Annotated in this window: 26 protein-coding genes; 13 read left to right on the forward strand and 13 right to left on the reverse strand. The window is 54.1% G+C overall.

Annotation, left to right across the window (positions count from 1 at the left end):
• Positions 1–2 precede the first annotated feature (2 nt).
• The 3 genes from P9H32_RS05360 to P9H32_RS05370 all read left to right on the forward strand — a co-directional run bounded on the left by P9H32_RS05360 (position 3) and on the right by P9H32_RS05370 (position 3,934).
• On the forward strand, positions 3–1,607 hold the full coding sequence (locus P9H32_RS05360; protein WP_322607851.1) for an FAD-binding oxidoreductase: 1,605 nt from the start codon (positions 3–5) through the stop codon (positions 1,605–1,607).
• Positions 1,608–1,720: 113 nt separating this feature from the next.
• Positions 1,721–2,311, forward strand: coding sequence for a glycerol-3-phosphate acyltransferase (locus P9H32_RS05365; protein WP_322607852.1), 591 nt, complete (start codon positions 1,721–1,723; stop codon positions 2,309–2,311).
• Positions 2,312–3,934: a GNAT family N-acetyltransferase gene (locus P9H32_RS05370; RefSeq protein WP_322607853.1), complete on the forward strand. Its 1,623-nt coding sequence runs from the start codon at positions 2,312–2,314 to the stop codon at positions 3,932–3,934.
• On the opposite strand, the gene P9H32_RS05375 is transcribed toward P9H32_RS05370, so the two are convergent.
• From P9H32_RS05375 to P9H32_RS05405, 7 genes are all read right to left on the reverse strand, one after another.
• On the reverse strand, positions 3,931–4,398 hold the full coding sequence (locus tag P9H32_RS05375; protein WP_322607854.1) for a hypothetical protein: 468 nt from the start codon (positions 4,396–4,398) through the stop codon (positions 3,931–3,933). The genes P9H32_RS05370 and P9H32_RS05375 overlap by 4 nt on opposite strands.
• A gap of 23 nt (positions 4,399–4,421) precedes the next feature.
• Entirely contained in the window at positions 4,422–5,522 is a 1,101-nt protein-coding gene (rdgC, locus tag P9H32_RS05380) for a recombination-associated protein RdgC (protein ID WP_322607855.1), read from the reverse strand.
• A gap of 99 nt (positions 5,523–5,621) precedes the next feature.
• The gene (locus P9H32_RS05385; protein WP_322607856.1) at positions 5,622–7,313 is read right to left on the reverse strand and encodes a TonB-dependent receptor; all 1,692 of its coding nucleotides are present in this window, start codon (positions 7,311–7,313) and stop codon (positions 5,622–5,624) included.
• On the reverse strand, positions 7,310–8,023 hold the full coding sequence (bioD, locus tag P9H32_RS05390; protein WP_322607857.1) for a dethiobiotin synthase: 714 nt from the start codon (positions 8,021–8,023) through the stop codon (positions 7,310–7,312). The genes P9H32_RS05385 and bioD overlap by 4 nt, the downstream gene beginning before the upstream one ends.
• 36 nt (positions 8,024–8,059) lie before the next feature.
• Positions 8,060–8,863, reverse strand: coding sequence for an alpha/beta hydrolase (locus tag P9H32_RS05395; RefSeq protein ID WP_322607858.1), 804 nt, complete (start codon positions 8,861–8,863; stop codon positions 8,060–8,062).
• A 2-nt stretch (positions 8,864–8,865) separates the two neighbouring features.
• Positions 8,866–9,972 carry a Zn-dependent alcohol dehydrogenase gene (locus tag P9H32_RS05400; RefSeq protein WP_322607859.1) on the reverse strand — a complete coding sequence of 369 codons (1,107 nt, stop codon included), beginning with the start codon at positions 9,970–9,972 and terminating at the stop codon, positions 8,866–8,868.
• 83 nt (positions 9,973–10,055) lie between these two features.
• Positions 10,056–10,820, reverse strand: a complete 765-nt coding sequence (locus P9H32_RS05405) for a methyltransferase domain-containing protein (RefSeq protein WP_322607860.1) — start codon at positions 10,818–10,820, stop codon at positions 10,056–10,058.
• A 118-nt stretch (positions 10,821–10,938) separates the two neighbouring features.
• Between P9H32_RS05405 and P9H32_RS05410 the strand changes: the two genes are divergently transcribed.
• The 4 genes from P9H32_RS05410 (at position 10,939) to P9H32_RS05425 (ending at position 15,892) form a co-directional block, all read left to right on the forward strand.
• Positions 10,939–11,844 carry a mechanosensitive ion channel family protein gene (locus tag P9H32_RS05410; RefSeq protein WP_322607861.1) on the forward strand — a complete coding sequence of 302 codons (906 nt, stop codon included), beginning with the start codon at positions 10,939–10,941 and terminating at the stop codon, positions 11,842–11,844.
• Positions 11,841–13,151: an ATP-dependent 6-phosphofructokinase gene (locus P9H32_RS05415; RefSeq protein WP_322607862.1), complete on the forward strand. Its 1,311-nt coding sequence runs from the start codon at positions 11,841–11,843 to the stop codon at positions 13,149–13,151. Before P9H32_RS05410 ends, P9H32_RS05415 begins: the two co-directional genes overlap by 4 nt.
• A gap of 69 nt (positions 13,152–13,220) precedes the next feature.
• The gene (gene corA / locus P9H32_RS05420; RefSeq protein WP_322607863.1) at positions 13,221–14,318 is read left to right on the forward strand and encodes a magnesium/cobalt transporter CorA; all 1,098 of its coding nucleotides are present in this window, start codon (positions 13,221–13,223) and stop codon (positions 14,316–14,318) included.
• Between the two features lie 23 nt (positions 14,319–14,341).
• Positions 14,342–15,892: a bifunctional GNAT family N-acetyltransferase/carbon-nitrogen hydrolase family protein gene (locus P9H32_RS05425; RefSeq protein ID WP_322607864.1), complete on the forward strand. Its 1,551-nt coding sequence runs from the start codon at positions 14,342–14,344 to the stop codon at positions 15,890–15,892.
• Positions 15,893–15,925: 33 nt separating this feature from the next.
• Here the strand turns inward: P9H32_RS05425 and P9H32_RS05430 are convergent, their stop codons facing one another.
• The 6 genes from P9H32_RS05430 to bioF form a co-directional block, all read right to left on the reverse strand.
• Positions 15,926–16,975, reverse strand: a complete 1,050-nt coding sequence (locus P9H32_RS05430; RefSeq protein WP_322607865.1) for a succinylglutamate desuccinylase/aspartoacylase family protein — start codon at positions 16,973–16,975, stop codon at positions 15,926–15,928.
• 3 nt (positions 16,976–16,978) lie between these two features.
• Positions 16,979–17,884, reverse strand: a complete 906-nt coding sequence (gene rimK, locus P9H32_RS05435) for a 30S ribosomal protein S6--L-glutamate ligase (RefSeq protein WP_322607866.1) — start codon at positions 17,882–17,884, stop codon at positions 16,979–16,981.
• Between the two features lie 14 nt (positions 17,885–17,898).
• A complete protein-coding gene (locus tag P9H32_RS05440; protein ID WP_322607867.1) occupies positions 17,899–18,357 on the reverse strand; it encodes an ATP-dependent zinc protease family protein in 459 nt (152 codons plus the stop codon).
• Between the two features lie 69 nt (positions 18,358–18,426).
• On the reverse strand, positions 18,427–19,071 hold the full coding sequence (locus P9H32_RS05445; RefSeq protein WP_322607868.1) for an alpha/beta fold hydrolase: 645 nt from the start codon (positions 19,069–19,071) through the stop codon (positions 18,427–18,429).
• Positions 19,072–19,075: 4 nt separating this feature from the next.
• Positions 19,076–19,174 carry a GxxExxY protein gene (locus P9H32_RS18100; protein WP_348534459.1) on the reverse strand — a complete coding sequence of 33 codons (99 nt, stop codon included), beginning with the start codon at positions 19,172–19,174 and terminating at the stop codon, positions 19,076–19,078.
• A gap of 28 nt (positions 19,175–19,202) precedes the next feature.
• On the reverse strand, positions 19,203–20,390 hold the full coding sequence (gene bioF / locus P9H32_RS05450) for an 8-amino-7-oxononanoate synthase (protein ID WP_322607869.1): 1,188 nt from the start codon (positions 20,388–20,390) through the stop codon (positions 19,203–19,205).
• 35 nt (positions 20,391–20,425) lie between these two features.
• On the opposite strand from bioF, the gene P9H32_RS05455 reads away from it, so the two are divergent.
• The 6 genes from P9H32_RS05455 to P9H32_RS05480 all read left to right on the forward strand — a co-directional run bounded on the left by P9H32_RS05455 (position 20,426) and on the right by P9H32_RS05480 (position 26,154).
• Positions 20,426–21,034 carry a CPBP family glutamic-type intramembrane protease gene (locus P9H32_RS05455; protein WP_322607870.1) on the forward strand — a complete coding sequence of 203 codons (609 nt, stop codon included), beginning with the start codon at positions 20,426–20,428 and terminating at the stop codon, positions 21,032–21,034.
• A 2-nt stretch (positions 21,035–21,036) separates the two neighbouring features.
• Positions 21,037–21,828, forward strand: coding sequence for an SDR family oxidoreductase (locus P9H32_RS05460; protein ID WP_322607871.1), 792 nt, complete (start codon positions 21,037–21,039; stop codon positions 21,826–21,828).
• Between the two features lie 4 nt (positions 21,829–21,832).
• Positions 21,833–22,771, forward strand: coding sequence for an aldo/keto reductase (locus P9H32_RS05465; protein ID WP_322607872.1), 939 nt, complete (start codon positions 21,833–21,835; stop codon positions 22,769–22,771).
• Between the two features lie 64 nt (positions 22,772–22,835).
• Positions 22,836–23,483, forward strand: coding sequence for a hypothetical protein (locus tag P9H32_RS05470; RefSeq protein ID WP_322607873.1), 648 nt, complete (start codon positions 22,836–22,838; stop codon positions 23,481–23,483).
• 132 nt (positions 23,484–23,615) lie between these two features.
• Complete coding sequence (gene ilvD / locus P9H32_RS05475; protein WP_322607874.1) at positions 23,616–25,286, forward strand: dihydroxy-acid dehydratase; 1,671 nt, start codon at positions 23,616–23,618, stop codon at positions 25,284–25,286.
• A 1-nt stretch (position 25,287) separates the two neighbouring features.
• Entirely contained in the window at positions 25,288–26,154 is an 867-nt protein-coding gene (locus P9H32_RS05480) for a hypothetical protein (protein ID WP_322607875.1), read from the forward strand.
• Positions 26,155–26,161: the final 7 nt, after the last annotated feature.

A 26,161-nucleotide genomic window follows, 5' to 3' on the forward strand; every position in this document is an offset into this window, starting at 1 on the left:
TCATGTCTGTACATTCCGCCATCGAAGCTTGGGAAGCCCAATTGGGTGCGGATGCGGTTATTCACGATATCCAGGCCTTGGAAAAGTATACGCGCAGCGTGTGTGCCTCTGAGCGACAGGTTGTTGCCGTCCTCAAACCGGTAAGTCACGAGCAGGTCGAACAGATTATCGAGGCGGCAAATGCCCATCGCGTTCCGCTCTATCCCATCAGTCGGGGCAAGCAGTGGGGTATGGGTTCGAAACTTCCAGTTCGCGACGGTGTTGCAATTGTCGACCTTTCAGGACTGGACCGAATCCTTGAAATCAACGAGCAGTTTCACTATGCCGTCGTCGAGCCCGGTGTGACCCAGCGACAGCTGCTGGATCATATCGCTGAAAATCAGCTTGATCTGATGCTCAATGTTACAGGGTCAACCTCCGATACCAGCCTCATCGGAAATGCAATGGACCGCGGCGTCGGGTATTTTGATACGCGGGCGCATGGAATCTCCAACATGCGGATTGTTCTGGGGAACGGAGCAACCATACAGACCGGATTCGGCCATTTTGAACATGCACAAACGCAGAATCTTTACAGGCATGGGGTCGGTCCCTCGCTCGATGGGTTGTTTCCGCAGGGAAACTTCGGTATTGTTACGTCCGCCTGCATCGATCTGATGCCTAAGCCTGAAGAGCATCTGGCCGTCATTGTAAAAATTGATGTGGAGGAGAAACTGCCTTTACTTGTTGATACGCTCAAAGCTCTTCGTTCCCGGGGGATTTTTACCACGATTGCGCATATCGGAAACCGGGAGCGTTCCTATATTACCCTTGCGCCGTTGTTGTACGAACAACTGTTGAAAAACGGTGAGCCGGAAAGCGAGGCCACGCGCAGTAAAACGATTCGGCTTCTGGAAGATGGCGGCTTCGGGCCGTGGAGTGCTGCGATCGGCGTGCTTGGAACCAAAGCGCAGCTCAAGTTAGCGCGACGTGAGCTTAAAAAAGCATTTTCAGGATTTGCAAAGACCATGTTTCTGAATGATGCATTGGTTGCTTCGGCAGAAAAATATTTGTCAAAATTTTCGTTTTTTCCTGCGCTGAAAACGCAACTGATGATGTTACGGGCCGTGAAACCGGTTTACGGTTACACCGGCGGCCGTGCAACCGATAAATCGCTGTGTTCGGTTTTCTGGGCGGCTGGCGATTTTCAGCGATTGGAAGAGCCGAACCCCGACGATTCTGATTCCGGTATTCTGTTCTGCCTGCCCATTTTTCCCGCCTCTGGAAAAGAAGTGGCTGAGGGGGTTGAAGAAACCCGAAAAATCTTTTCGGCGCATGGCTTCGAAGCGGCCATCACGGTTAATCTGATGGATACTAAGGCGATGGAGGGGGTTGTCAGCCTTTCCTTCAACCGGACGGATAAAAAGCAGACTGCCCGGGCGCAGGCCTGTATTCAGGCGATGGAAACCCGATATATGGAAATGGGCTATCCGCCCTACCGCGTCGGGATCAATTCGATGCACCAGGTCGTACATGAAAATGATCCGTTCTGGCAAACCATCCGCGATCTAAAATCAGCACTCGATCCCAATGGAATCATAGCCCCCGGCCGATACAACCTTATTTAGCTTTTCCTGAACGGCAAAACTCCCGTCAGTCCATGCAAGGTTGGCAATTCGTATTGTAAAAGATTCAGTTCCTGCTAATCTGCTAACAGCATGGAAACGCTGGGGAGTGTTGTATGACGGGGAGGGGTGCCATCTGTATTCTGATTGCCTATCTGCTTGGTGGAATCTGTAGCGGATATTGCCCGGTTAGCCTGAAGACGAGGACCGATATCTGTGAGGTCGGAAGCGGGAGAGTCGGAGCACGCAATGTCGGTCGGATTCTGGGCCGGCCGGGTTTTTCGGCTGCCTTGGCGGCAGATGCGCTGAAAGGCTTTGTCGCTGTTCTTCTTGCGCAAAATTCGGAACTTCCCGAAGCAGTGGTTTTTCTGGTTCTGGTGTCAGTTGTTGCGGGGCATGTCTGGCCGGTTTTTATTCAATTTCGCGGGGGGCGGGGTATTGCCCCGGCGATCGGAGCTTATCTTGCGTTCGACGTGATAATTGCCCTGCTTCCTCTCGGTCTTGCCCTCTTGTTGATGCTTTTCCGCCAGAGTTTTATCCTCAGCGGTCTGGCCGCTTTTCTGATTCTTCCGAGCGTGGCTTATGCTCTTGTAATGCCCGCCCATTGTGTTGCTGCGCTTACAACGGTTGCGGCGATTATACTTTTTACTCACCGCGACCGGATTCGGAAGGAATTTGCGGCGGCCCAGCCGCGGAAGGAGGCATAAATGGGACTACTCGCCGGATTTATCTATAAGGTTGCACGGGAAGACTGGGAAATAGAGGCGGTTGACGCACTCAATTATAAAACATTCGTGGAAGAAATCCCCCAGCATGAGGCCAATCCGGAGCGTAAGCTGAGAGATAGGTTTCATGAGGAAAACACCTATATAATCTGTGTTCATGAAGATCAGCGCGTGCTGGCCGGAATGATTGCCTTCCGTAATAAGCGTCCGTTTTCACTCGATAAAAAACTGGAGAATCTGGATTCCTATTTGCCGCCGGACCGCTCGCTCTGTGAAATCCGTTTGTTGGCGGTTGAAGAGGAATTCCGTTATACCCGGATCTCGCAGGGCCTGATTGCGACGCTGGTGCAGCATGCGATTGACTGCGGGCACGATCTGGCCGTCATTTCCGGTACTGTGCGGCAAATCAAACTCTATAAATTCCTAGGGTTCATTTCATTCGGTCCGCTGGTCGGTATCGAGAAGGCGCAGTATCAGCCGATGTATCTCACGCTCGAAGCATACAAAGGTCTGAAAACGCGCTCCCGTTCTTTCGCGATAGATGAGCCGGAGCTCGCCACCGATGATACCATGCTATTCAATTTTCTGCCCGGTCCGGTAGATTTCGGGAAACAGGTGGTGGAGGTTTATAAAGAAAAACCGAGTTCGCACCGCGGGAATGATTTTGTAAACGATTTTCAGAACAGCCGGAAACTGCTGTGCGAGCTGGTCGGATCCCGGCAGGTGCAGATTCTGATGGGACCGGGAACACTCGCCAATGATGCGGTAGCGGGCCAGTTATCGCTGTTGTGTTCCACCGGTCTGATTCTGGTGAGCGGCGAATTCGGCCATCGCCTCACCAAAAATGCCAACGGGGCGAAGCTGTTTTTCCATACTCTGGAAATCCCGGAAGGGGAATCCTTCTCCCGAAAAATGATCGAACAGCAGTTTAAGCAACATCCTGAAATCGACTGGGTTTGGGCGACGCATTGCGAAACGTCAACGGGAGTTCTGCATGATATCGAAATGCTTCAGAGCGTTTGTGAAGCCCACGAAGCAAAGCTGTGTCTGGACTGCATCAGTTCACTCGGCACAGTTCCGGTGGACCTTTCTGGGGTCTATCTGGCCTCGGGAACCAGTGGAAAAGGGCTGGCTTCCATTTCCGGACTCTGCATGGTGTTTCATAATCACGATCTGCAGCCGGAACCGGATGATCTGCCGTGTGTACTGGATCTGGGAATTTATCAGAAACAGGCGGGAATTCCGTTTACCATTCAATCCAATCTGGTCTATGCCCTGCTCGCAGCACTGCAATCACACGACTGGAAAAAACGTTTTGCGGATGTGCGCGACTGGTCTGCCAGTATCCGGCGGAAACTGGCCGAAATCGACGCCCCGATTCTGGCACCGGATTCCTGTGCGATGCCGGCCGTGGTTACCATTGCTTTGCCGGAAATGCACTCCTCGGAGCGTATCGGTGATAAACTAAAAGAGCATGGTGTGTTAATCAGTTATCGTAGCGACTACCTGCTCGAACGGAACTGGATTCAAGCCTGCATGATGGGGGCTGAGCATAAACCAGCAGAGAAATTTATTCGTCTGCTCAGGAAGGAGCTCGGGGCTTAGTCCTCTGCGCCGGGCATGCCCGGATACTTGAATTCCGAGAGTACAAACCGCTCGAGGTCATTGGCACTCAGCTGGATTTTAAGAATACGGTCATTGACTTCAATGAGTTCATCCAGAGTGTGTCTTCCCGTTCCGACCGCATCGGCCAAGCTGTACACAATACTGTTCAGCTGGACAATAAAGGTCTCGATTGCCTCCACAAAAGTGAGGTTGGGGTTGATGGTGGTGGTTTTCATATCGAGCTGTTTTGCAATAGAAGTGAGTTCTTCAAACATGGAATTGAACTGATCTCTACAGGAGGGCCAGGCGGACTCAATGTCCACTTTTTTGCGAACCTCGTGAGCTGGAGTTGGCTTATATCGTTTTTCCTTAAATCCCAGAATTTCGGTGAGCACATTTCGGATGGAGCCGAAGTTTTCCCCCAGCAGGGAGGCATCGACGGCTTTTTTTCTAAATCTTTTCATGAACAGCATATCAGCGCCTCCGTTTATACCGTGGTGGGCCGATCGGCCACCCACTTGCGCATCTCTTCCTTGGTCTCTTTCCATTGCTTGGAATCGTTACGCTCTTTAGCAAATTCGCTGTAAAGGTGGAAGAAACTCTGCCGGAAGGTTTCCAGGAAGACCATGCGTTCCTGGAATTTTCCAACGCGGTCAAAGGTTTCGGTTTCCGGAAGTTTCAGGCTGCGGAACACAAAGTCATCCGCATCGAATGTGAATGCCCAGACCTCTTCACCGCGAACAAACTGCATTTTGGCCTTTTTCAGTTTTTTCCCGCTCAGCAACGCGGTTCGTGCTTCCGCGGAAAGCATCGGTTCCCCTTTACGCAGCGTGATTTCGTGCGCACCTTTACCTTCCATCACAAAGGTCAGCGGGCCTTCCACCATATAGGCCATTTCTCCAACATCGGGAATCTGTGCAATGCCCTGACGCTTTTCGGAGCAGAACCAGAGCCACATCAGAAATTCGCGGCCGGCGGTTCCGTCGACCATGCCGTCCTCCAGTTCGTCGGAAAAACTGGACGGAGCCCAGCCCTGCACATCCACCTGGGCCACGCGCTCGCCGATCGTTTCCGGATCAGCCGGTGTTGCACCGCAGCCCGTCGTCTGCATCAGGGTCAGCACAAAGGCATCGACCTGTTTTTCCGAGGTGGCGGTGGAATAAATCATGTGGGAGCGTTCATCGAACACAAAATCGATCCCCTTCAGCTGTACCGGCATTTCGGGCAGCAGCCGTTCCTGAATTGATTTTTTGATTTCCGACCGCTGCGTCTGGTTCAGATAATTTTTATCCTCGGCCTCCATCACCGCCATTTCCTCCAGCGCACATTCGGCCTGCAGCAGCGACGTGGGAACTTTTTTCCTGGCCTGGGTCAGCGAAAGACGCAGGTAGCCGCCCAGAAACGCATTCTCTTCCGTGATATTGCGGTCCAGCAGATGACGTCCACCCACCCAGCCGTGCACTTCCTCCTCCGCCAGCGTACTGAGCGGCGGCAGTGCAGCCGCCGCAAATTTATCGATATCTTCGGTGGTCAGATCGCGCGATGCGAAATACATACGGAAACTGATGGAACCTTTTTCAAAACCCATTATACAAATCCTTATTTTTCCTCGCAGAGATGCTGAGGGCGCAGCGTTTCTTCATATGTACTCCTCTGCAGGCTCTGCGCCTCTGCGAGGAAACATGTATTACCAGTTCACAGAAAGTCCGGTGAAAACTGTGGTCGGGCGCGATTTCAGGCCGGGAATGGACTGGAAGTTCGAGCCCCACAGATTATCCACCAGAAACGAAAGGCGGGCATTCTGGGCAAAGGACGGAGAGTAATGCAAGCCCAGCGTCGCCAAAGCCCCGAAATCATCGCCGGTGCGCACCGAATTTTCTGTTTGCAACCGCGTGGTCTGCGAAAACTGTACGGAAAACTGCTCCAGAAAATGCCAATAAGCTGAAAGGTTGAGCAGGTGTTCCGGATAGTCTGTTTCATACAATCCGTCTTCAATTTTATTATCTTTATAGACCCATTGATAATACACCGAGAGCCGGAGCTGTTCATTCGGATAATAGCTGAATGCGGCATCCAGACCCGAAATATTCAGCCGTCCCAGATCCGTTGCCGTACCGCCGATCCAGTCGCTGGCATTTTCCAGTGTCCGGAAAAACGCACCGATTTTCCAGTCACTGTTTTCCGACAAATACTGCTTAAAGCCCAGTTCTGTATTTTTCGAATGCTGCTGTTCCAGCAACGGATTATTTTCCAGCGTCTGGAAATCGGGCTGCTGTTCGGTTTCTGTATATGAAAGTGAAACCACGCCGTTATCCGTCAGAAACCAGTCGATTCCGGCTATGGGCAGAAAATCCGTACTTTCCGCCGTCTGGAAAACGGAATTCACGCCCGCTTTCACCGTAAACCGCTCAAACCGTGCTTCCGGCAAAAAAAGCAATGATCCGCGGGTGCGGTCGTCGTCCGGAATACTGCCGCTGACCCGCTCATATTCGAGGTCGCCCCGAACGTAGAGCGCAAGATGCTGAATCTCCATGGTCCGGCCTTCGGCAGCCGCCGCAAAATTGCGCGAGAAGATATCGGTATAATCCGGTGTGGATACATCCAGTACCTGATCGCGCATATCCCGGTAAAACGCCGAAATCCGCACGAAAGCATCATCCGTATCCCCCCGTGTTGCGCCGGCATAAAGCAGGGTGTCGTCAAGCAGGTGCGAAACGTCGTTGGTTTGTCCGTAATAACCGTAAGCCCCGTAATCCTTCGATTGTCCGGCCGCAATGAGGTCGATATTCCATTCCTCCGTCGCAATCCGGAAAACCGCCCCGCCGGCCGAACGCTCCAGATCATTTTCCGGGGAATCAATCCGCCGCGCCTTTTCCCAGTCAAAATATCCGCCGACATTTTCCGACGAAGCATAGATCCCGCCGGCATAATGCTCTTTTGTGCCGAGGCCGGCATAGACCTGCCGGGCATCGCCGAGCGGACGGGTGCTGAAATCCGCCGTGCCGACCAGATGGCCGGACGCATTGTCGATTCCGGTTCCAACGGTTGGAACTGACAGCAGATTTCCAAGGATTGGAAACTCCGCATTCCAGTGGGCGGAATAGGGCGATTTCAGCCGCAGTCCGTTAATACTCAGGCCCGAGCCTGTATAACTGCCGCCCCGGATCGATAAATTCCGCTGCGCCAGCCCCTGTGCATTCACCAGCACTTCCGGCTCGGTATCCAGTACCTGCCACGCCTGCCGCGTATTGACACCATCCTGAGCCAGAACGGAAACGGCCGATGCGGAAACAATACTCATGAAAAACGCGATGCGTTTCAGCCGTCTGTTCCGGTCAGAACGATGCAGCACCGCAGAATGAAAAAAGTGAGGGCTCATAAGCACAGCTGATTCACAATTTTTTCGGTTTCAGCGACGACGGGGATCGGGAGATCGTCGAATTTCGGATTTTGGGAGGTTAGCTGTTCGCAGTACGGGATGGTTCCCAGAACCGGAACTTTTCCGAAGTGTTCGATGGTGGCGGCGTTGTCTTCCTCGATGAATGTGTATGCCTGATTCCCGGTATTCACAAAAACGACACCGGCAATGTTCAGCCCTTCGCTGCGCAGGGTCCGGATGGAGAGCAGCGTGTGATTGATGGTGCCAAGGCCTGGACGGGCAGCGAGCAGAACCGGAAATTTCAGGGCCTGCATGAGGTCGAGCATGGTCTCGCGTTGGTTCAGCGGAACAATCAGTCCGCCGGCCCCTTCGGCGAGAATAAGTTCAAAATCGTCGGCCAGCGCGCGCGCGGCAATCACCATTTCGGCGATATCGATTTCCGTGCCGGCCATTTCAGCGGCGAGGTGCGGCGAGCAGGCCGGTTCAAACTGGTAGACCGACATTTTCTGATAGGTGCTGGACGGAATATTCATTCCGGCCATTGAAAGAGAAAAGTCAAGGTCCGGAACTGCGCCGTCTCTGCACCCGGTTTGTGCGGGTTTAATGGGGGCGGCATTGATGTTCCGACGTCGGATTTCGGCCAGAAGCAGAGCGCTCAGTGCGGTTTTCCCAACGTCTGTATCGGTTCCGGTTATAAAGAGTCCATGCATGCGGTGGAGCTAATCATAATGGGGGGATGGTCTCAACTAGATGTGTTGATCAATAAACCGCAGGGTGTCGCGCAGGTGGAGGGTCCAGTAGGGCCAGCTGTGTTCACCCTCGAATTCTTCATAAATATGGGAAATATCCGCTTCTTTCAATTGCTGATGCAGCTTCCGGTTTTCCTCGATCAGCAGATCATCGACCCCGCAGTCGAAACGCAGCGGCGGCAGGATTTTGCGGTTTTTCTGCATCCAGTAAAAGGCCGAAAGCGGATCGCCGGGATCCTTAAGGCGGTATTCCGAAAGCGGTTCTGCGACAAATTTTCCGAGTTGAGAAAAATCAGTGATTGAAGAATGGGCACTGACGGCGGAAAACAGCTCCGGATATTTTGCTCCCAGCCGCAGTGCGCCGTAACCGCCCATGGACAGCCCGCTGATGCAGGTTTTCGACTGATCGGTGACGGCGGGAATATTTTCTTTGACCGCATCAATGACATCTTCGGTAATCCAGGCCTCGAAGTTCGCCTCTTCATGGGTCAGATATCCGCTGCCTTCGCGCCACAGCCCATCGGACGGCATTGCAATTGCTAAGGGCTGAATTTCGCCGCCGGAGATCATTTCGTGAGCGGTGAGGTGCGCACCGGCTTTGAACGGCCAGACCCAGTGGCTGCCGTAGACGCCGTGCATCAGAATCAGCAGGGGCAGGTTTTCGATCTGTTCGTGGTTTTCCGGCAGAAAAAGCGACAGGTTTGCGCGGTGCCCGAGCGCAGGGCTTTTAACCGTGATAAAGCGGAGATTATCCCGCTCGTATTGCGGATCCGATACTTCTGTAGTGCGGAATTTTGACATGGTTACTCCAGAATCAGCACGCCTTTTGCATTTTTTCCCGTGTGCATATCGTGAAAGGCCTGTTCCAGTTCTTCAAGCGGATAGGTCCGGGTGATCATTTCGTCGAGCAACAGCGAACCTTTGTCGTAGAGATTCATCAGTTTCGGCATATCGTAATAGGGATCACAGCTGCCGTAGAGCGGGTTGATGTAAATTTTGTCCCATTCGAACAGATTCATGTCGATGCTGATTTCCTGTTCGATTCCGCTGACCTGACAGGCGGTTCCCGCATTCCGGATCATCGCCAGCGGTGCGGCTCCAAGCGCTGGAATTGCTGTGCATTCAAAGGCAAAATCGGCTCCGCGGCCATCGGTCAGTTTTTTGACTTCTTCGGCCGCCTTCATCAGCCCTTTGTCCGCTTTGTCGGCCACAATCGTGTGGGTGGCTCCAAAGGTTTTGGCAAATTCAAGGCGTTGTTCATTGATGTCGACGGCAATAATTTTATCCGCACCGGAAATCCGGCAGCCCTGGATGACATTGAGGCCGACGCCGCCGACGCCCAGCACCGCCGCGCTGGATCCCGGCGTGACTTTGGCGGCGTTCACCGCCGAGCCGTAACCGGTCATTACACCGCAGCCGATAATACAGGCGGAAGTGAAGGGGATTCCCGGGTTCATTTTCACCAGCGCTTCTTCGCGCACGACGGCATGCGTTGACATGGTGCCGATATTGAATGAACGCTCGATGCCTTCGCCTTTATAAAGTGTTTTTTCAAGCGCGGCATGCCCCTGCATATAGTCCGGAGCGGTGACCTGGTTCTGCCGTTCACAGATGTGCCGGTTGCCGTGCAGACACTGGAAACATTGGCCGCAGGGGATTGCCCAGTTCATTACGACTTCGTCGCCGACAGAAACACGCGATACCCCCGCTCCGGTTTCAAGCACAACACCGGCGCCTTCGTGGCCCATTACAATCGGGCGGCCCCAGTTCAGTGAATCCCAGTCGGTGTGGCAGACGCCCGATGCTTTGATCTGAACGAGCACCTCGTTCGGGCCCGGTGAATCCACCTGAATTTCCTCAATTGTAAATCCGCCTTTTCCATCGGCAATGGCCGCTTTTCCTGAAATCATGATCACATTCTCCTGTTTAATGGCATCCAATCTAAAGAAGAGCCGGTCAAAAGGCTATGGATCAACTGGCTGAATCGATGGATTTATTTTGTGAGCAGGAAGGCGGCGGTTTCATAGGTGGCATAAACTCCACCGTCGGAGGCGAACTCCTCCTGATAATCGACCACCAGCCGGCTCAGTTCTCCGCGCGTCAGCGGGGCATTGCCGGAACTGACTTTTCCACCGGTTACACCTTGCTCGTGAATGGCGCGAAGAAAGGCTTTGGCATCGCCGTAAAGGATTTTTTCCTCGGCATGCTGCCGGCGTTTGAGTCTGAATCCGGCGGATTTTAATGCCTCCAGTATTTCAGAATAGGTCGGCAGCGTAATTCCGGGAGTCTTTTCCGGGGAAATTTCACGGCGCAGTTGATGCAGTTCTTTCAGGGTGCCCTGCAGCATCATCCCCAATGAAAAGATACCGCCGGGTTCCAGGCTTTGGAAAACATTTTCGAAGGTTGCGGACAGGTCCGCCGCCCAGTGCAGCGCAGCGCTCGATGCAATCAGCGGATAGCGGCGGCCGTTCCAGAAGGTCTGGGCATCGCCGACCATCCAGTTGATCTGCGGGTAGGCCGCAAATGTTTTACGACTGTGCGCGATCATCATTTCGGCCACGTCTACGGCATCGATCGGCACGTTCGGAAACCGCTCAAGCAGCAGGCGCGTCAGCTGACCGGTGCCCGGGCCGAGCTCAAGAATCTCTTCCGGAGCGGTTTTCGGAAGCATGGAAACGACCGCCTTCGCCAGGGCCAGCTGAGGCTGGGCGTGGCGGTCGTAGGTTTCTGCTGCAGCTGAAAAACGCGATCCAATCATGGTGTTACTTTTCCGAAAGTGAGCGAGGGACCATGCTTGAAAATGCGGCCCAATGCAAACCCTTGCTTGCGCCGAGCGGGTGCAGGCCGCATAGTGCTTTAAATACCGAAAGCAGATCATGATTGAGCAGATTGCAGCATTCTGGAAGCTGTCGCCCCGGACTACGGAGCGGATTCTCTATTCCGCGGCGGCCTTTGTTTTTCTTTTCCTGCTCAAGGAAATTACCTACCGCGTGATGAACCGCAAAATCCGGGATGATAAGCGGCGCTACCATGCACGAAAATCGATCAGCTATGCCTATTCCGCGGTGGTGATTCTGGTGATCGGTTCCATCTGGTTCCGTGGCATGACTTCGTTGGGGACTTTTCTCGGCCTGATGTCGGCCGGTCTGGCGGTAGCGCTGCATGACCCGATCTCCAACATGGCCGGGTTCTTTTTCATTGAAGGCCGTAAACCGTTCCGGGTGGGCGACCGGGTGGAAATCGACGGTACGCAGGGGGATGTCATCGATATCCGGTTGTTTCAGTTCAGCATTGTGGAAGTGGGAAACTGGGTCGATGCCGACCAGAGCACCGGTCGAATCATCCATGTTCCGAATAATCTGGCCATGCGCAAACCGCTCGCTAATTCGCACGCCGGATTTGAGTATATCTGGAACGAAATTCCAGTGCTGATCACATTTGAAAGCGATTGGAAAACCGCCAAAGACATCCTCCATAGAATCAGTCGCGAAAATACTGAATTCCTTTCCGAAGGAGCGCAGGTCCAGATCCGTAAAGCGGCGAAGAGGTATCTCATCGTGGCCGGCAAGCTGACGCCGACGGTCTACACAACGGTGAAAGAGTCCGGGGTTTGCCTGACGATCCGCTATCTGGTCAATCCGCGCCAGCGCCGCGGTACGGAGCAGAAGATCTGGGAAGAGGTGCTCGACGCGTTTGCCGGGCATTCGAATATCCATCTGGCTTATCCCACCATCCGGTATTATTCCGGCCCCGCCCCCCTGAATCAGGAGCACAGTTCATGAACACGTCTATTTCACAAACGGCCGAAACCGGCCATCCATCACCCCTGCGGTATGCGGGCTGCGATTCAACGACGGCGATCCGGTACCGGTCCGACGTCGATGCGGTCCGCGTTTTTCCGTGCAAGACCGAAACACATGATGATGCCGAAACGGTATTCGAACGGGCCGGACCGCGTGCGCAGCTTATCGGAGAGCCGGAAAAAATGACGGCGGCTATTCTGACCTGCGGCGGGCTGTGTCCCGGGTTGAATGATGTGCTTCGCGGTCTGGTGATGAGTCTGAGTCATCACTACGGGGTTCCGCGCATTCTCGGTATTCGTTACGGGTATGCGGGACTGACCGACGGGGGGCTTTCTCCCTGGGAACTGACGCCGGATTCGGTGGATGAGATTCACCGTGACGGCGGAACGATGCTGGGGACCAGCCGCGGGGCACAGAATGTAGGTGAAATGGCCGACTGGATTCTGAAACAGGGAATTACGCAGCTGTATATCATCGGCGGTGATGGAACCCAGCGCGGTGCCCTTGAACTGAGTCAGGAGCTGGCGCGCCGTGCCCGGCCGGTCAACGTGATCGGTATTCCGAAGACCGTTGATAATGACATTATGTGGGTGGATCAGTCGTTCGGATACGACACGGCGGTGGAAATTGCCGCACGCGTGATCTCGGATGCACATGTTGAAGCGCGTTCCACGGAGCGCGGCGTGGGGATTGTGAAGGTGATGGGGCGCGATAGTGGATTTATTGCCGCCGGTGCGGCCATTGCCTCGCAGGAAGCCAATGTGGTGCTGGTGCCGGAAGTGGAGTTTGATTTTGACGGACCGAACGGGCTGCTGACCTATCTTGAAAAGCGGCTGGAGCGAAAAGATCATGTTGTCATTGTTGTTGCAGAGGGGGCCGGACAGCGGCACTTCAAACAGCAGGGCCGGGAGGTTAAGGATGCCAGCGGAAATGTGCTGCACCGCGATATCGGGGAGCTTCTGTGTGAACGGATTCACCGGCATTTCCAGACCTTGGAAAAGCCGGTGAAGCTGAAATACCTCGACCCCGGCTATTCGGTGCGTTCGGCCCCGGCATGCGCTACGGACCGGATTTACTGTACACGGCTGGCGCATGCGGCGGTGCATGCGGCCATGGCGGGCCGGACGGCGATGATGGTCAGCCGCTGGAGCGGGCACTATGTGCATGTGCCGCTCGAACTGGTGACGAAGGGGCGGCGCAGAATCGACCCGACCGGCAGTCTCTGGCGTACGGTGCTGGAGGCTACAGGCCAGCCCTGCCTGAACCATGGTGAGGGAAGATGCTGATGAGAGCCTGCTCCACGAGTTGGCAAACAGACGCGTTTCGAAGGTTCACGAAAGGAAAGACGGGCCATTATGCATAACCCCCTCAACATTTCGAATGGACGGCTCAAGCGGCTGTTCATTTCGGGTTCCGCAAAAAAGGACGTGCCACCGGGAACCATGGTTTATACCGGGGAGCAGACGGCCGAGCCGTTGCGGATTACAAGCCTGGATTACGCTGCCGACACGATTGCAGAGGAAAACGATGATTCCGTTGAGTCCTGTGCGCTGCTCAAAGGAAGCGGAAGCGTTTCGTGGATTAATATTACCGGGCTGAATGACACGGCGGTTATCGGAAAAATCGGGTCTGTGTTCGGCATCCACCCGCTCGTGCTGGAGGATATTCTGCACACCGCTCAGCGCCCGAAACTGGAGGATATGGGGGATTACCTGTTCCTGGTGGTCCGCATGCTGTTTGTGGAACCGGAAAACGGCGGTATTCATTCGGAGCAGATCAGTTTTATTCTGACGGAAGACTGCCTGATTTCGTTTCAGGAACGGGCCGGTGATGTGTTTGATGCGGTGCGTGACCGCCTCCGCAAGGGACATGGGCGTATTCGGAAAATGGGCGCTGACTATCTGCTGTATGCCCTGATGGATGCGATTGTGGATAACTATTTTATGATTCTGGAAAAAACCGGGGAGCAGATCGAGGATATCGAGGAGGCTCTGATGGAAAATCCCAACAGCCTGCTGCTCAACGAACTCTATGCCCAGAAACGAGAGCTGCTTTATATCCGCAAAGCCATCTGGCCCCTGCGTGAAGCCGTCAGCGGGCTGGAGCGCGGAGAGAGCGGACTGCTCAGTGCAAAAGTCGGCGCCTACCTGCGTGACCTTTATGACCATACGATTCAGGTGATCGACACGGTTGAAACCTTCCGCGATATGCTCAGCGGGGTGCAGGATCTTTATCTGTCGAGCATGGGCCAGAAAACCAATCAGGTGATGCAGGTACTGACCATTATTGCCACCATCTTTATTCCGCTTACTTTTGTGGCGGGCATTTACGGTATGAACTTTGAACATATGCCGGAGCTGGGCTGGAAATACAGCTATCCCGTTTTCTGGATCGTTATGGTTTTGATCACGACGGCAATGCTGTTTTATTTTCGTCGGAAGAAGTGGTTTTAGACTGAGCGTTCAGGAGGGTAGCTATGGATAGCGGTGCACAGGACATCATCGAACTCCGTCACCTGGAGATCGAAGACTATGTTGATTTAAGAAATTCGATGGATAAAGCCTATGAGCAGACCGGCCTCGGTTCGTGGAAAGAGACGGATATCCGCCGTCTGCTCAGGATTTTTCCGGAAGGGCAGCTCTGTATTACGCTCAACGGCAAGGTGGTGGCCAGTGCGCTTTCGCTGATCATTCAGTATGACCGGTTCGGGGATAACCATACGTATGACCAGATTCACGGGAACGAAACGTTCGATACCCACGATCCCGAAGGCGATGTGCTTTACGGAATTGATGTTTTTGTGCATCCGGAATACCGCGGCATGCGGCTGGGACGCCGCCTTTATGAAGGAAGAAAAGAGCTGTGCGAAAATATGAACCTGCGCGCCATTATGGCCGGCGGGCGAATCCCGAACTATAAAAACTATGCCGACCATATGTCGCCCCGCGTTTATATCGAAAAAGTGCAGGGCAAAGAGATTCACGACCCGACGCTTTCCTTTCAGCTGGCTAACGGTTTTCATGTGAAAAAGGTGCTGAAAAACTATCTGGAAGGGGATGTGGAAAGCTGCGAATTTGCGACGCTGCTGGAGTGGAACAACATTTATTATCAGTCCGATCCCAAAGTGCTCAACATGGAACGCACAGAGGTTCGTGTCGGTCTGGTTCAATGGCAGATGCGCCCGTTCGAAAGCCTCGAAAAACTGATGGAGCAGGCGGAATATTTCATCGACGCGGTTTCAGATTATAAGGCGGATTTCGTCCTCTTTCCCGAGTTTTTCAATGCACCGCTCATGTCGCCGCACAACCATCTTCCCGAAGCCAAAGCCATCCGTGCGCTGGCCCGCTTCACCGAGCCGCTGCGGGAACGCTTTCTGGAGCTGGCGGTGGCCTATAACGTCAATGTGATTACCGGCAGCATGCCGGAGGTGGCGGATGACGGCCGGCTGCTCAACGTTTCGTTTCTCTGCCGCCGCGACGGTACCTTCGACCGTTTTCATAAAATCCATCCCACGCCGTCGGAGGTGGAGGCCTGGGGTATGGCGGGCGGGGATCGGATTGAGGCCTTCGATACCGACTGCGGGAAAATCGGCATTCTGGTCTGCTACGATGTCGAGTTTCCGGAGGTTTGCCGCATCCTTGCCGACCAGGGCATGAACATTCTGTTTGTTCCGTTTCTGACCGATACGCAGAACGGCTATATGCGGGTCCGGCACTGCGCCCAGGCGCGCGCCATCGAAAATGAATGCTATGTCGTCATCGCCGGCGCGGTCGGCAATCTGCCGAACGTCAATAACATGGATATCCAGTATGCGCAGTCGGCCATCTTTACCCCTTCCGACTTTTCCTTCCCTACCAATACCATCAAGACCGAGGCCACACCCAATACCGAAATGGTGCTGATTGCGGACGTCAACTTTGACCTGCTCAAAGAGCTGCACGCTCGCGGCAGTGTTAGAAACAAACAGGATCGTCGGAATGATCTGTACCGTATTGTAGCACAGAAAAAAGCGGATGACCGGCTGTAACGGCTCGTCCGCCCGGTTCTTCATGGAAGCGGGTCAGCTGATCAGGGGCGGTTCTTCGCTTTCCACGGTATCCGTTTCCGGGTCGAAGGCATCCTGGAAATTTTCAATGGATTCCGCCGCGGCCGCCGGGCGCGCAAACGTTGCAATATGGAAAATGGCTTCGCCTTCATGCACCAACGGCAGCCGGGTGCGGCCGATCACAATTCCGGAGACGGTACTTTTCACCACTTCCTCCAGTTCGCCGAGCGGACCGCTGATGTAGGCCAGTTTATCGCCGGTTTTTACCCGTTCACCGAGCGCAATCACAGAACGGGCAATCCCGCTCTGCGGCGCCCGGACCCACGAGGAGCTCTTGGCGAGCAGCGGCGGGTGGTCTTTGCGTGCGGTCCGTTTGCGGATCATACCGAGACTGCTGAGTACGTTCAGAATGCCGGCGACCCCGGCACGGATCGAAATTTCATCGAAACGGAGCGCTTCGCCGGCTTCATAAACCAGCGTGGGAATACCGCGGCTGTGGGCCGCCTTCCGGAAAGTGCCGTCGCGGAGCGGAGCATCGAGAATGACCGGAGCATTGAATGCCTTCGCCAGTTCCATGAGGGTGGCATCGCCGTTGAGCGTTGCCCGGATCTGGGGCAGATTTTCGCGGTCGATGGCCCCCGTGTGCAGGTCAATGATATGGGTGCAATGCGGAAAAAGTTCCGACATGATAACATGGGCGAGCCGGCCGGCCATGGAGCCTTTCGGCGATCCGGGAAACGAGCGGTTGAGGTCGCGCCGGTCCGGCAGATACCGCGAACGGGCAACCAGACCGAATACATTCACCACCGGCACGAGAATCAGTGTGCCCTTGAGCCGCCTGAGCGCTTTCTGACCAAGCAGGCGACGGATGATTTCGATGCCGTTAATCTCATCGCCGTGCAGACAGGACGTCACCATCATACACGGCCCGGCTTCTTTTCCATGGATGACCTGAATGGTCATCGATGCCGGCGTGTTGGTGTAGAATTCCGGCAGCGGAAGCTGAATGGAGGCTTCCGTTCCGCCTTCAATCCGTCGGTTGCCCAGGGTGATGGCCGCCTGCATGGACTACCCCTTTCCTCTGGTTTGCGTTTTTCCGGCTTTGCCGTTTTTCTCGATGTATTCAATGACCATCCCGGCAATATCTTTACCGGTGGCATTTTCGATGCCTTCCAGTCCCGGGCTGGAATTCACTTCCATCACCACCGGGCCGTGGTTGGAACGCAGCAGATCAACGCCGGCGACGTTGAGGCCCATAATTTTTGCGGCGCGAACGGCGGTCGAACGCTCCTCCGGTGTGATTTTTATCAGCGACGAACTGCCGCCGCGATGCAGGTTGGAGCGGAATTCTCCGGGCGCGGCCTTGCGCTGCATGGAAGCCACCACTTTTCCGCCGATTACAAAACAGCGGATATCCGCCCCTTCGGATTCCTTGATATATTCCTGCACCAGAATATTGGCTTTCACGCCCATAAAACCTTCAATCACGCTTTCCGCCGCCTTCTGGGTTTCAGCCAGAACCACGCCGATACCCTGCGTGCCTTCCAGCAGTTTGACCACCAGCGGTGCGCCGCCGACCATTTTGATCATGTCTTTAATATCATCGGGTTTGCTGGCAAATCCTGTAACCGGCAGGCCGATGCCTTTGCGGGAAAGCAGCTGCAGTGAGCGGAGTTTATCGCGCGACCGGGTAATCGCCACAGACTCGTTCAGCGGATAAACGCCCATCATTTCAAACTGACGCAGTACGGCGGCCCCGTAAAAGGTGACGGATGCTCCGATACGCGGGATCACGGCATCAAAGCCCGTGAGCGGTTCCCCTTTATAGTGAATGGTGGGGTGGTGCGAGGCGATATTCATGTAGGCGCGCAGGACATCGATAATCTGAACTTCGTGGCCCCGGTCCTCGGCCGCCTCTTTGAGTCGTCGGGTGGAATAGAGTTTCGGGTTTCGTGACAGCAGGGCAATTTTCATAGGGTTCTCCAGGTTCAGGCCAGGTCATACAAAGACCGGGCCTCGAGCTTTCCGTTGAGATAGGAAGCCGCCGGGTCGACGAGGGTGTTTTCTGCCATGGCACGGCGGCCGAGCAGCATGCGGAAGCGCATGGAGTCCCGGTTCGTCAGCGACATTTCAATCAACCGCTCCTTATCGCCAATTCGCATCCGGGTTTCAATGATATAGCGCATCTCTTTATGCCCGCCGGAATCGCTGACCTCCCGCTCATCCTTCACCGGGGCTGTGCATTCCACGATGACCGTGTCATTTTTCTGAAGCGGGTGGACGTTGAAGCGCACAAAATAAATGCCGTTTTCATAATACGGCTCAATACAGAACGTATGCAGGCAGGAGGTTTTGGCCCCTGTGTCTACCTTGGCTTTAATGGCCGGAATGCCCAGGTCCGGGAGTGCACACCACTCCCGCCAGCCCAGTCTAAGAGGTTCGTTCATAGGATATCCTTTTAGGTCATTGGCCTGAATAGGCGATATCCGCTGAGCAATCGAGTTTTTAATCGCGGATTACGGCAAAAGAAATTCCCGAATACCGGTCATCATATCCTGAAAATGATGCGCCGCCAGACCGTGGCCGTCTTCATAGACCGTTAAATCGCTGTTCGGCAGATGATCCGCCAGCCACTGCGCGGCCCCCGGCGGAATGATCCGGTCCTGTGATCCATGGAAAAGCTGTACCGGAATTCCAAGGGTTGGAACTTTTTCCCGCACATCCGATTTCTGTAGATATTCCAGTCCGGCGACCAGGTCTTCAAGCGGTTCGTTCACACCTTCGAAGGTGTGAAATTCATAGGGATGGTGCACATTTCTGAAGAACTCGCTCAGTACGGCTTCCGGCTTACGTTTCAGCTGCACAATCATCCGCTTCAGAATTTTTTCGTGCGTACCGCAGGGATAATCTTCCGCCGCGCAGAATTTGGCCGTGGAAGAAATGAGGACCAGTTTTTTACAGGTTTCCGGCAACAGCTCCATAGCCAGCAGTCCGCCCATCGAACCCGTCACAATAACGTCCGTATCCGGAATTTTGCGGTTTTTCAAAACCTGCGTTCCCGTCATCAGCTCAACTTCAAACTGATCGCGCAGCGCATTGCCGATCGGCCGGATGGCATCCAGCCCGTGGGCCCAACCTGAAATGACGATAACGGTTTTCATATGCTTAGACAGGATTAACGGATTCTAAAAAACCATATCCCAGTTTCTTATGCACCTTGAAAGCACATCCGATAATCTGCTCTGTGAGTTTTTCAGATTCCATCCTGTAGATCCTGTTAATCCAGTCAGAATTAGCCCTTGATGGTTTTTATGATGGCTTTGGCGGCGCGTTCGAGGTCGTCGACCAGGTGCGCCAGGGTAATTGAAATCCGCAGCCGCGCGGTGCCCGTCGGAACGGTGGGGGGCCGGATGGCGGCGCAGATGATATTTTCCTCGCGCAGCTTTTGCGAAACAGCGAGTGCTTTTTCGTTATCGCCGATGATCACCGGAATAATCTGGCTTCGGCTGTCGAGCGTGTCCAGTCCGGCGTCGTGCAATAGCGACCGGAAATAGTCGGCATTCGCCTGCAGAATATTTCCAAGCCTTGGAGAAGCTTCAAATACTTCGAGGGCTCCGAGCGCCGCGCCGATGACCGCCGGCGGCGGGGCGGTGGTATAGATAAAGGCGCGGGAGGAATGAACCAGCAGTTTCCGAAGGTTGGAAGAGCAGGCCACGTAGCCGCCGAAACCGGCCATGGCTTTGCTCATGGTGCCCATGGAAACCGTGACGGCGTTTTCAAGGCCCAGCTCCCGAACCAGTCCGGCGCCGTTGGGACCGAACGTGCCGGTGCTGTGGGCTTCGTCGATCATCAGCATCGCCCCGTGTTTTTCCGCCAGCGCGGCGATCTCTTTCAGCGGCGCGATATCGCCATCCATGCTGAAAACGGATTCCGTGATAATGAGTTTCCGACCCTTGGAACTTTCATATTGTTCCAGTCGTTTTTCCAGAGCCTGGACCTCGTTATGGGTCCAGCGGACAAGTTTGGCGCCGGAGAGTTTACAGGCGTCGATCATTGAGGCGTGTACGAGTTTGTCTGCAAAAATCAGGTCGTCGCGACCGGCGAGAACGGGAATAGTGCCGGCGTTGGCCATGTAGCCGGAGCCGAAGACGAGGGCGGATTCATAGCCTTTTTCTTTGGCGAGCCGGTTTTCAAGTTCTTCGTGAATGGGCAGCGTGCCCGAAACCAGCCGCGAAGCGGTGGTCCCGCTTCCGAATTCGTCGAGGGCCTGACGGGCGCGGTCGGTAACATGCGGGTGGCGGGCGAGGTCGAGATAGTCGTTGCTCGAAAAATTGAGCATTTCTGTTCCGTCAATGCGGATGAGTCCCCCGGCCTGAGGGAAAACGCGGGCGCGGCGTTCGAGTCCCTGTTTCGCGAAAATGTCGAGTTGCTGTTGAATCCATGTGTCGTCCATCGGGTCACTTTGTCCAAGTTGTTTCATTGGCGCAACCTTGAAAATGCAATATAGGTTGCGTCATGAAAATCGTTCCCGCTCTGATTCCGTATCTGGCTGTGCTGCTGGGGATGCATGTGCTCAGCAGCGCATGGGCGGCTATGCTGTTTTATCACGCCGGTATGCTGTTATTTCTGTGTATAAGAAAATCTTCCGGAGATTGGAAAAAGATCGGCCGGGGCTGTTCGCCCCTGCTGATTCCGGCGATGATCGTATGTGCGCTGGCCGCGCCGGTGGTTTATTTTATGTGGCCGTTTTTACGGATATCGGAACATGCGCTGGTGGAATGGATGGCGGAATACGGTCTTACCGGAGCTGCGTGGATGCTGCTGATCCCCTGGTTTTCGGTCGTACATCCGATGCTGGAAGAGCTTCACTGGCGGGGTATCGGACCGGAAGGGGCGGAGAGGCTGTGCTGGCAGGATTTTGCTTTTGCGGGATATCATGTATTCGTGTTGTATGAGCTGGTTTACTGGCCTTGGCTGTTTATGGTGTTCGGTATATTGGTCGGGAGCTCGTTTTTCTGGCGCTGGGCGGCGGAGCGGTTCGGCGGATATCTGTTGCCGGTGTTGACGCATGCGGTGGCGGATGCCGGGGTTCTAATGGGCGTTTGGTTATTGATAAGGAGATGATTATGGATCTGGGATTACATGGAAAAGTGGCGATGGTTGCCGCTTCAAGTAAAGGGCTGGGTTTCGGCATTGCCCGCGAACTGGTTAAAGCAGGCGCTCTGGTTTCCATCGGTGCGCGTACAGAAGCGGAAGTATTTGACGCTGCTGACGTATTGATTGAGGAAACCGAAGCCGAGGTGCTGCCGAATGTGCTTGATGCAGCTGATCCGAATTCGATTTCCCGGTGGGTGGAGAATACAACGGATGCCTTTGGCGGCGTGGATGCGCTGGTGGTGAATGCCGGCGGGCCGCCGGCGGGTAAATTTGATGATTTTGACGATGCCGACTGGGAAAAGGCGTTTAATCTTACGCTGATGAGTTCGGTCCGGATGATTCGGCAGGTATTGCCGCTGATGCGTCAGGCGGGCGGTGGGTCGATTCTCACCATCACCTCTGTTTCCGTGAAAGAGCCGATTGATTTTCTGTTGCTGTCCAATGTTATGCGCTCCGGCGTGACCAGTCTGGCCAAGAGCCTGTCGAAACAGCTCGCTCCGGAAAATATCCGGGTCAACAATCTGATGCCCGGGCGCATCGATACTGACCGTGTGCAGTCTTTAGACAGTATGAATGCGGAAAACCTGAAGCGTCCGGTCGATGAGGTTAAAGCCGCTAATGAAGCGGGAATTCCGCTGGGCCGTTACGGCACGATTGAGGAATTCGGAAAGCTCGGTGCCTTTCTGCTCTCCGATGCGTCCAGCTACATCACCGGCCAGACGATTGCTGTCGATGGCGGATCTGTTAATACGGTTTGGTAAACTCATGAAATATAATCAGCTTGGAAAGACGGGAATAGAGGTTTCGGCTTTAACCATCGGTGCCTGGCAGCTGGGCGGACCGCTGTTTTTTGACGGCAAGCCGGACGGGCATCCGGACCCCGGGAAAGAAAATGTGATCCGCATGATCCATGAGCTGGGGGACCTCGGTATCAATGCTATCGACACGGCGGAGCAGTACAGTGCCGGGGAATCCGAGCGGCGCGTGGGTGAAGCCTTGAAGGGACGGCGAGACCAATGGGTGATTTCCACCAAATTCGGCTATCGTGTAGGCGAGGGCGGAATGCGGATTGACGATTCGTCGCCGCCGACCATTCTGCCGAGTCTGGAAGGGTCGCTGAAGCGGCTGGGCACCGATTATATCGATGTTTATCTCTATCACTGCGCACCGGATGTTGAAGATCTCGAGGCCGGCCGCGAAATTCTGGAAAAGGCGCAGGGTGATGGAAAAATCCGGGCGTACGGGATTTCGACCGGCGATTTTCAACTGCTGGAAACGATGGTTAAGGCCGGGAATGTCGAGGTGGTGCAGTTTCCGGTCAGTTTGCTCGATCCGGCTTCCGAAGCCTGGAAAATTGCACGGGAAAATCAGCTTGGCACCCAGTTGCGCGGGGTGATGGCACAGGGGCGGTTGAGCGGAAAATATTTTCAGAAAAAACCGAAATTCGCTTCCGATGACAATCGGTCCAATTGGTGTGCGGACGAAGACTATTCGAAATTTGCCGTTCTTGCCGAGTGTCTCCCCGAAGGGATGACCATGGCGCAGGCCGCCATTAAATGGATTCTCGACCAGCCCGGTGCTCATACGATTTGCATGGGGGCCAAAAATATCGAAGATTATCGCTCTGCCATCGCGGCGGTTGAGATGCCCGCATTAGGTGCCGAAGTACGTTCCCGGCTGGAATTTTTGGCGCAAAGTCTTTGATTTCTTTTTTCGAAAGCTGTTATGTTGCTTAACATTTAAGTCAGCTTAACTAAAGGAGGCCTTTGTGGCATTAAAACGTTTACTTATATTAGGGATTACAGTTGCTGTAAGTGGCAGTGTTTTGGCTGCTGATGAAATTAATGAAGCCAATAAAACCAAGGACAAAGCAAACTCTATTCGTATTTCTCTGGGTTCTGCACCGGGCATTGATGAGGTTGAGGATTCGACGGGAACCTATTCTGTAGATGACGATGGCGGTGCACGTGTAGAGATTCTTTATGTTCACCGGTTCTGGAGTAAGAATAATCCTGCGATTGGCGGTATGCTGGGTGGCGGGATATTTATCGGAAGTCATGCTCTTTCAGATGGGGCTGCTGACGTTGATTTAACAACATTCGGACTGCTGCTGCAGGGTGGACTCGCTGCAAAAGTCGGTGAGCAGGTGGTTATCGAGGCCGGACCGTATCTGGGCTTGGGAATAGCCGAAAATGAAACGACAGGATATGATGATGGTACCGGCGGTTACGGACTTTTCGGACTGAAAGCCGGTGTTTTTGTTCTGCTCGGAGAAAATGTAGAGCTGGGTCTTGAAGTGGGTTATGAAGGGTTCTCGCACGAGCAGGAATATGACGGCGGTTGGATCGGGACCGACGATGTTACGTTTTCAGGCAGCGGTGCACACGTCGCCGGTGTTCTGGCCATCAAGTTTTAAGGTTTGATTTCAAGATTTTGGAAAAGCCGCTCCGGTTCGGGGCGGCTTTTCTTTTTTAGGCCGGGGTTTACTTAAAAGACGGCTCTGGTACTATTGCCCACCATTCAACGCTTTAAGAAAGGACCAGGTAAAATGCGCAGTGATAGAACAAAAAAGGGATTAGAACGGGCTCCGCACCGTGCGCTTATGCGTGCTACGGGGATGTCATCCGAGGATATTAAAAAACCGTTTATTGCGGTTTGTAATGCTTTCAACGAGGTGATTCCGGGCCACGCTCATCTCGATCAGGTCGGAAAAATTATTAAGGATGCTGTGCGTGAGGCCGGCGGCACCCCGATTGAATTCAATATGATCGGCGTCTGCGACGGCATTGCGATGGGGCACGCGGGCATGAAATATTCGCTGCCGAGCCGGGAGCTGATTGCCGATGCCGTGGAAACCATGGTCGGTGCCCATGCGTTCGATGCAATGATCTGCATTCCGAACTGCGATAAAATCGTTCCGGGCATGATCATGGGCGCGATGCGTGTGAATATTCCGACGATCTTCGCATCCGGCGGTCCGATGAAAGCCGGAAAAACAAAAGATGGTCGGGTCGTTGACCTGATCAGTGTTTTTGAAGCGGTGGCTGAGCATAAACAGGGCTCCATTTCCGACGAAGAACTGGAAGAGATCGAATGCAAAGGCTGCCCGAGTCAGGGCTCCTGCTCCGGGATGTTTACGGCCAACTCGATGAACTGTCTGTGCGAAGCGATCGGTCTGGCGCTGCCGGGCAACGGTACCATTCTTGCTCTGGATCCGGCGCGGCATCAGCTCTGGAAAGATGCCGCGAAACGCGCCGTGGAAATGGCCCGCGCCGATGGCCCGCTGCCGCGAGAGATCGTGACGCAGGAATCGCTCGACAATGCCTTTGCGCTGGATATGGCGATGGGCGGCAGCACCAACACCGTGCTGCATACGCTGGCCATTGCGAAAGAAGCCGGGGTGGAATACGATCTGGACCGCATCAATACCGTTTCCAAAAAATGCCCGAACATCTGCAAGGTTTCGCCGTCTTCGCACTATCATATTGAAGATGTGCATGCCGCCGGCGGCATCAGTGCGATTCTGGCGGAAACAGCAAAGAAAGAAGGATTGCTGAATCTCGACTGCCCGACGGTGACGGGTAAAACGCTGGGCGAAAATATTGCCGGAGCGGAAAGCAAGGATCTTGAGTGTATTCGTAAGGTTGAAAACGCCTATTCCGAAACCGGCGGCCTCTCTATTCTCTGGGGTAACCTGGCGGAAGGCGGCTGCGTAGTGAAAAAAGCCGGCGTAGATCCGAAAATGCTGGTGCATACCGGCCCGGCGGTCATCTTTGAATCGCAGGAAGATGCGTGTGAAGGCATTCTGGAAGGCAAGGTTAAAGCCGGCGACGTGGTGGTCATCCGCTATGAAGGCCCGAAGGGCGGACCGGGTATGCAGGAAATGCTGGCACCGACCTCTTACATTATGGGGCAGGGACTCGGTGACAGTGTGGCACTGATTACCGACGGCAGGTTCAGCGGCGGAACGCACGGTGCGTGCATCGGTCATATTTCCCCGGAAGCGGCGGAAGGCGGCCCGATCGGTCTGCTGAACGAAGGCGATATCATTGAAATCGATATTCCGAATAACCGGTTATCCGTCGCATTGTCCGAAGAGGAGCTTGCGGAACGTCGTAAGAACTGGAAGGAGCCGGAACCGCGCTTCACCACCGGATGGCTTGCGCGTTATGCCAAAATGGCGACCAATGCCAGCAACGGAGCGGTTCTGCAGGGATAACGTGCAACTGAAATTAAAACGTTTATGTCTGGGCATGCTGGCGGTTTCGCTGGCGTGCTCCGCTGTGGGTGGTTTTAAAGAGCGAGAACAGGAAATAAAGGAACGCTCCAAGGCCAAAAAAGCAAAGGATGCAGGGAAGAAAGTTTATTCTGATAATGATGATATTGCACATGTAGCGTTCGGTTCCGGAACTTATCCTACTGCCAGTAATGCTTCATCAGGCGGTTTTATGTCTGATTTCTGGGGCTGGCTGGTTATGGCACCCTTTGCTTATAGGAATGATGACCCTTTAACCTCTATGAATAGCGAACAGAATGTTTGGAGCGATGAGCCTCGATCTCTTTTTCCACATCATGAGGTAGGGCAGGCAACGGTTCCATATGTACGGTTCGACTACAACTTTCAATGGGCGGAAGAATCGGATGCCCATGATGGTCGAGTTGAAGTAGGATACAGATTTGTTGCTTTACAGGCTAGGATGACTCGATATAGCGACCGGGAAGGTGTTTCTTTGGACCATCGTCAGTATTATGGGTTATTGCGATATGGAGGGTGTCGACCGGATTTTTTACCAGGCTCTTTTGAAGCAAATATTGGTGCGGGTGTAGCTACGTATGGCGGTGATCTGGAGGATACGACTTCGGGGGCATTCACGTTTGGGCTCAAATATTATCCTGTAGAATGGGGTGGTATTGAATTCCGGCCAGCATTTTATCGTTGGGATGAAATTTTTATTCGCGATTACGATTTGTCGGCCAGTTTAGGAGCCCGCTACTTTCAGGTCCGTGCCGGATACCGCTGGATCTGGGATCAGGGTGTGGTTGATCTACGTAGCGGTTTCTACACCGGTTTTACGCTAAGCTATTAAAAAAAGA

It is taken from the genome of Pontiella agarivorans (assembly GCF_034531395.1).
GTDB classification, from domain to species: domain Bacteria; phylum Verrucomicrobiota; class Kiritimatiellia; order Kiritimatiellales; family Pontiellaceae; genus Pontiella; species Pontiella agarivorans.

Bases quoted from the DNA above. Each gene is read 5' to 3' on its own strand.
- P9H32_RS05445 (WP_322607868.1), bottom strand. From the start codon at position 19,071: ATGAAAACCGTTATCGTCATTTCAGGTTGGGCCCACGGGCTGGATGCC.
- P9H32_RS05430 (WP_322607865.1), bottom strand. From the start codon at position 16,975: ATGCAGGCGGCCATCACCCTGGGCAACCGACGGATTGAAGGCGGAACG.
- P9H32_RS05460 (WP_322607871.1), top strand. From the start codon at position 21,037: ATGGATCTGGGATTACATGGAAAAGTGGCGATGGTTGCCGCTTCAAGT.
- P9H32_RS05375 (WP_322607854.1), bottom strand. From the start codon at position 4,398: ATGAAAAGATTTAGAAAAAAAGCCGTCGATGCCTCCCTGCTGGGGGAA.
- P9H32_RS05405 (WP_322607860.1), bottom strand. From the start codon at position 10,820: ATGATTGGATCGCGTTTTTCAGCTGCAGCAGAAACCTACGACCGCCAC.
- bioD (WP_322607857.1), bottom strand. From the start codon at position 8,023: ATGCATGGACTCTTTATAACCGGAACCGATACAGACGTTGGGAAAACC.
- bioF (WP_322607869.1), bottom strand. From the start codon at position 20,390: ATGAAACAACTTGGACAAAGTGACCCGATGGACGACACATGGATTCAA.
- P9H32_RS05415 (WP_322607862.1), top strand. From the start codon at position 11,841: ATGAACACGTCTATTTCACAAACGGCCGAAACCGGCCATCCATCACCC.
- ilvD (WP_322607874.1), top strand. From the start codon at position 23,616: ATGCGCAGTGATAGAACAAAAAAGGGATTAGAACGGGCTCCGCACCGT.
- P9H32_RS05395 (WP_322607858.1), bottom strand. From the start codon at position 8,863: ATGTCAAAATTCCGCACTACAGAAGTATCGGATCCGCAATACGAGCGG.
- P9H32_RS05360 (WP_322607851.1), top strand. From the start codon at position 3: ATGTCTGTACATTCCGCCATCGAAGCTTGGGAAGCCCAATTGGGTGCG.
- P9H32_RS05465 (WP_322607872.1), top strand. From the start codon at position 21,833: ATGAAATATAATCAGCTTGGAAAGACGGGAATAGAGGTTTCGGCTTTA.
- P9H32_RS05455 (WP_322607870.1), top strand. From the start codon at position 20,426: ATGAAAATCGTTCCCGCTCTGATTCCGTATCTGGCTGTGCTGCTGGGG.
- P9H32_RS05440 (WP_322607867.1), bottom strand. From the start codon at position 18,357: ATGAACGAACCTCTTAGACTGGGCTGGCGGGAGTGGTGTGCACTCCCG.
- rimK (WP_322607866.1), bottom strand. From the start codon at position 17,884: ATGAAAATTGCCCTGCTGTCACGAAACCCGAAACTCTATTCCACCCGA.
- corA (WP_322607863.1), top strand. From the start codon at position 13,221: ATGCATAACCCCCTCAACATTTCGAATGGACGGCTCAAGCGGCTGTTC.
- P9H32_RS05400 (WP_322607859.1), bottom strand. From the start codon at position 9,972: ATGATTTCAGGAAAAGCGGCCATTGCCGATGGAAAAGGCGGATTTACA.
- rdgC (WP_322607855.1), bottom strand. From the start codon at position 5,522: ATGGGTTTTGAAAAAGGTTCCATCAGTTTCCGTATGTATTTCGCATCG.
- P9H32_RS05410 (WP_322607861.1), top strand. From the start codon at position 10,939: ATGATTGAGCAGATTGCAGCATTCTGGAAGCTGTCGCCCCGGACTACG.
- P9H32_RS05370 (WP_322607853.1), top strand. From the start codon at position 2,312: ATGGGACTACTCGCCGGATTTATCTATAAGGTTGCACGGGAAGACTGG.
- P9H32_RS05425 (WP_322607864.1), top strand. From the start codon at position 14,342: ATGGATAGCGGTGCACAGGACATCATCGAACTCCGTCACCTGGAGATC.
- P9H32_RS18100 (WP_348534459.1), bottom strand. From the start codon at position 19,174: ATGGAATCTGAAAAACTCACAGAGCAGATTATCGGATGTGCTTTCAAG.
- P9H32_RS05365 (WP_322607852.1), top strand. From the start codon at position 1,721: ATGACGGGGAGGGGTGCCATCTGTATTCTGATTGCCTATCTGCTTGGT.
- P9H32_RS05385 (WP_322607856.1), bottom strand. From the start codon at position 7,313: ATGAGCCCTCACTTTTTTCATTCTGCGGTGCTGCATCGTTCTGACCGG.